This window comes from Streptomyces sp. NPDC002156 (assembly GCF_053593675.1).
In genome coordinates this window covers 1-4,100 of sequence record NZ_JBSFDA010000330.1, presented here as the reverse complement: position 1 = coordinate 4,100, position 4,100 = coordinate 1, and the positions used below count along the sequence as shown (strand labels likewise).

Genomic DNA, 4,100 nt, shown 5'->3' with positions numbered 1-4,100 from the left:
CCATGTTGTCCATGATCTTCGCCACGGACAGACCGGCGGTGCCGAGCAGCCACGCCGACCTCAACCTTGGCAAGGTTGCGCTCTACCAACTGAGCTACGTCCGCATCGCGTCCCGCACATGTCTTACGTGCCGTGGCGCGAGACCAACTATACCCAACCCCGACGCCGGGCGAGCCGCACCGCGGCATGCCGGTTCTCGGCCCCGAGTTTGGAAACGGCCGACGACAGATAGTTCCGTACGGTCCCCTGCGACAGCGCGGCCCGTTCCGCGATCTCCGCGACCGGCGCCCCGTCGGCGGCGAGTTCGAGCACCTCGGCCTCGCGCGCGGTCAGCGGCGAGTCCCCGGCGGAGATCGCGTCGGCGGCCAACTCGGGGTCGACGTAACGGTTTCCGGCGTGCACGGTACGGATGATCTCGGCGAGCCGCTGCGCGCTGACCGTCTTGGGGACGAACCCGCGCACACCCGCCGCAAGCGCCCGCTTCAGATGCCCCGGCCGGCCATGGCTGGTCACGATCAGCACCCGGCACTCCGGCAGTTCGGCCCGGAGCGATGTGGCGACCTTCACACCGTCCGCGCCCGGCATCTCAAGATCGAGCACGGCCACGTCGGGCCGGTGCGCCCGGGCCATGGCCAGCGCCTCGGGCCCGGTGGCGGCCTCGGCGACGACCACGAGATCGTCCTCCAGAGCGAGCAGCGCGGCCAGCGCACCCCGGATGAGGTGCTCGTCGTCGGCGAGCAGCAGCCGCACACCACTCATGAGGTGACCTCACTCACAACAAACCCGGCACCGGATTCCGAACCAGAGCCGGACCCGGCTGCCGCACCCGCCCCCGAACCGGCAGGCAACGGCACAGTGGCGACCACCCGAAACCGATCTGCACCCGCACCCGCACCCGCACCACTGTCCGAATCCACAACCCCCGCCTCCAGCCGCCCATCCACAGCGGACAACCGTTCCCGCAACCCGACAAGCCCGGACCCGGCCCCCACCCCGGACTCCTTGCCCGCCTCCCCCCTGTCGGCGACCCCGTCGTTCTCCACGGTCAGCACCACACACCCGTCCGCCACCCGCACCCGAACCCCGCACCAGCCCGCATCCCCGTGCCGCAGCACATTGGTGGTCGCCTCCCGGACCACCCACCCCAGCGCCGACTGCACCTCCCCCGGCAGCCCGACCGCCTCCCCGGTCACCTCGCAGGAGATCCCCGCGGCGGTCAACACCCCTTGAGCGCCCAGGAGTTCAGCCCCCAGATCAGCCTCGCGGTACCCCCGTACGACATCCCGTACCTCCCGCTGCGACTCGCGGGCGATCCGCTGCACCTCGATCATCTGGTCGACGGCCTCGGGCCGTTCGCGTCGGGCGAGCTGGACCGCCAGCTCGCTCTTGAGGGCGATCACCGCGAGGTTGCGGCCCATCACGTCGTGCAGATCGCGCCCGAACCGCAGCCGTTCCTCGGCGACGGCGAGCCGGGTCCGGGTCTCCCGGGCCTCGTCGAGTTCGTACACGACCTTGAGCAGCCAGACGGAGAGGGCGCTGGTGAACGTGATGAACCCGGCGGTGAGCAGCACCACGACGCCCGTGAAGACGGCTTCGTTCGCCGGGAAACCCACCAGGAGGGACATGGCGACCGAGCCGACGGCCAGGCCGGTGACCATCGCCAGCATCCGCGTCCGGCCGCGTATCCCGAGGGCGATGCTGCCCGCGCCGAAGCACACCACCCCGATGAACAGCGAGGCCGCGCCCGTCTCCAGGTCGTCGCCGCCCGCCCCGTGCCTGCCCAGGAAGAGGGCGCCGACCCCGATCAGCGCGGTGACGGCGCCGAGCACGGCCAGCAGCCGTACGGGCTGCTCCCGGGTCCCGCAGATCCAGTCCAGTGCCCGGGAGGCGGTCACCGCACTCAGCACGGCGTGCACGCACACCACCAGCGACAGCCAGAGCGCGGGCCACACGTCCAGCAGCCCCAGAACGGGCAGCCCGATCGCGGTGACCTCGACGAAGGCGATCATGTGGAACGTCCAGCGGGTGTACGTCTCCACCTTGGCCGGCGCGCTCTTCCGCTCCCACCAGCTCCCGGGCCTGCGCATTTCCTCTGCTCCCCGTCCCGTTAGTGCCGAGGTTCCCAGCGGAACCACCGTCGTACAGCAAACACCGACAGCACGGTCCAGGCCAGGCCCGTCAGTACGGCGCCCACCGCCTCGTACCCCGACAGGTCACCGGTCCAGGCGCCGCGTACGAGGGTGATCACGGGCGTCAGCGGGAGGAGTTCGCAGAAGGAGGCCAGCCGGTCGGGCAGCACCTCCAGCGGGACGGTGATCCCGGAGCCGAGGAACGAGACCAGCATCAGCGGCAGCGAGGTGACCTGCGCGCTCTCGGTGGTCCGGCTGAGGCTCGCGGTGAGCGCGGCCAGCGCCACACACATCACCAGGCCCAACAACAGTCCGATGAGGGCGAGTTGGGGTGCCGGTGGCGCGTCGAGGTCGAGCAGGACGGCACAGCCGACGGCCAGCAGCACACTCTGTACGAAGCCTGTCACGACCGCCGGGAGCGCCGATCCGGTGAGTATCTCGACGTCGCGCAGCTCACCGGTGCGCAGCCGCTTGAGCACGAGTTCCTCGCGCCGGGCGGTGTAGACGCCGACGAGGGCCGCGTACACGGCGAACAGCAGCGAGAAGCCGACCGAGGCGGGCAGGATGACCGTCCCCGTACTGAGCCCGGCCTCCTTCAGGTCCATCCCGTCGGCGGCGGACCACGCACTGAACGGCAGCACCAGCGGCACGAACAGGGCCGCGACGAGCGTCCCCTTGTTCCGCAGGAACAGCGCCGCCTCGGCCCGGGCCAGGGCCCGCATCCGCCCCGCGGGAGTGGTCGTACTTCCGTCCGTACCGACGCCACCGACAACCGCGCTCACGCGACACGCTCCTCAGCCACAACAGAACTCTCCACACTCTCCACGCCCGCGGATGCCTCCCGCGCGATGCGCAGGAACGCCTCCTCCAGCGAGGCCGACCGCACGTCCAGCCCCCGCAGCTCGACCCCGGCCCCCTCGGCCCACATCAGCAACCGCGTTGCCGCGCGCTGGAGTTGATGGGTGCGCAGCCGCACGACGCGCCCCTCCTCCTCGTACCCGCTCACGCCGAACGAGTCGAGCGGCGGCAGGTCCCCCACGAAGTACCCGGTGGGCAGCTCGAAGGAGATCCGGGACGGCTGCGAGGCGGTCACCTCGGCGGGCGTACCGGCGGCGGCGATGCGCCCCTCGTGCAGGATGGCGAGCCGGTCGGCGAGATCCTCGGCCTCCTCCAGGTAGTGCGTGGTGAGCAGTACGGTCGTACCGCCGGCGCGCAGTTCCCGTACCAACTCCCAGGTGTCGCGGCGCCCTTCGGCGTCGAGGCCGGTCGTCGGTTCGTCGAGGAACAGCACCTCGGGGTTGCCGAGGAGGGCGAGCGCGAGGTCGAGGCGCCGCCGTTCACCCCCGGACAGCTGCTTCACGCGTACGCCGGTCCGCCGCTCCAGTCCGACGAGCGCGAGCGCCTCCGCCTCGGGCCGCGCGCCGCTGGTGCACCCGGCCCACATCCGCGCGGTCTCGCCGACGGTCAGGTCGGACGGAAAGCCGCCCTCCTGGAGCATCACACCGGTCCGCGGCCGTACGGCGGCCCGCTCGGCGTACGGATCATGGCCGAGCACCCGCACCCGTCCCCCGGCCGGTGGCGCGAGCCCCTCCAGCAGCTCGACCGTCGATGTCTTGCCCGCGCCGTTCGTGCCGAGCAGGGCGAAGATCTCCCCGCGGCCCACGGAGAAGGACACCCCGCGCACCGCCTCGAACCCGCCCCCGTACACACGCCGCAGGTCAGTGACCTCAATCACGTGTTCGCGTTCGTTGGTTTCCATGCCTCCAGCATCCGGGCCGGGAGGAGGGGAGGGCAGTGCGTGGTGTCATCAGCGCGCATGACAAATGTCAGACGCCGATGGAGCTGGAGCTGGAGCCGATGGAAGTGGTGCCTGGGAACACGACGAAGGCCCCGGTCCATTGGACCGGGGCCTTCGACTGCTGAGCGGACGACCAGGTTCGAACTGGCGACCTCAACCTTGGCAAGGTTGCG

General features: G+C 71.0%; 4 protein-coding genes. All 4 read right to left on the bottom strand.

Annotation, left to right across the window (positions count from 1 at the left end):
• Positions 1–147: 147 nt before the first annotated feature.
• Genes ACWCRB_RS49265 through ACWCRB_RS49250 form a run of 4 tightly spaced genes read right to left on the bottom strand, consistent with a single transcriptional unit; the run spans position 148 to position 3,888 of the window.
• Complete coding sequence (locus ACWCRB_RS49265; protein ID WP_389349074.1) at positions 148–759, bottom strand: response regulator; 612 nt, start codon at positions 757–759, stop codon at positions 148–150.
• On the bottom strand, positions 756–2,087 hold the full coding sequence (locus tag ACWCRB_RS49260; RefSeq protein ID WP_451002289.1) for a histidine kinase: 1,332 nt from the start codon (positions 2,085–2,087) through the stop codon (positions 756–758). Before ACWCRB_RS49260 ends, ACWCRB_RS49265 begins: the two co-directional genes overlap by 4 nt.
• A 20-nt stretch (positions 2,088–2,107) precedes the next feature.
• On the bottom strand, positions 2,108–2,851 hold the full coding sequence (locus ACWCRB_RS49255; RefSeq protein WP_451002290.1) for an ABC transporter permease: 744 nt from the start codon (positions 2,849–2,851) through the stop codon (positions 2,108–2,110).
• Between the two features lie 56 nt (positions 2,852–2,907).
• Positions 2,908–3,888, bottom strand: coding sequence for an ABC transporter ATP-binding protein (locus ACWCRB_RS49250; RefSeq protein WP_451002288.1), 981 nt, complete (start codon positions 3,886–3,888; stop codon positions 2,908–2,910).
• Between the last annotated feature and the right edge of the window lie 212 nt (positions 3,889–4,100).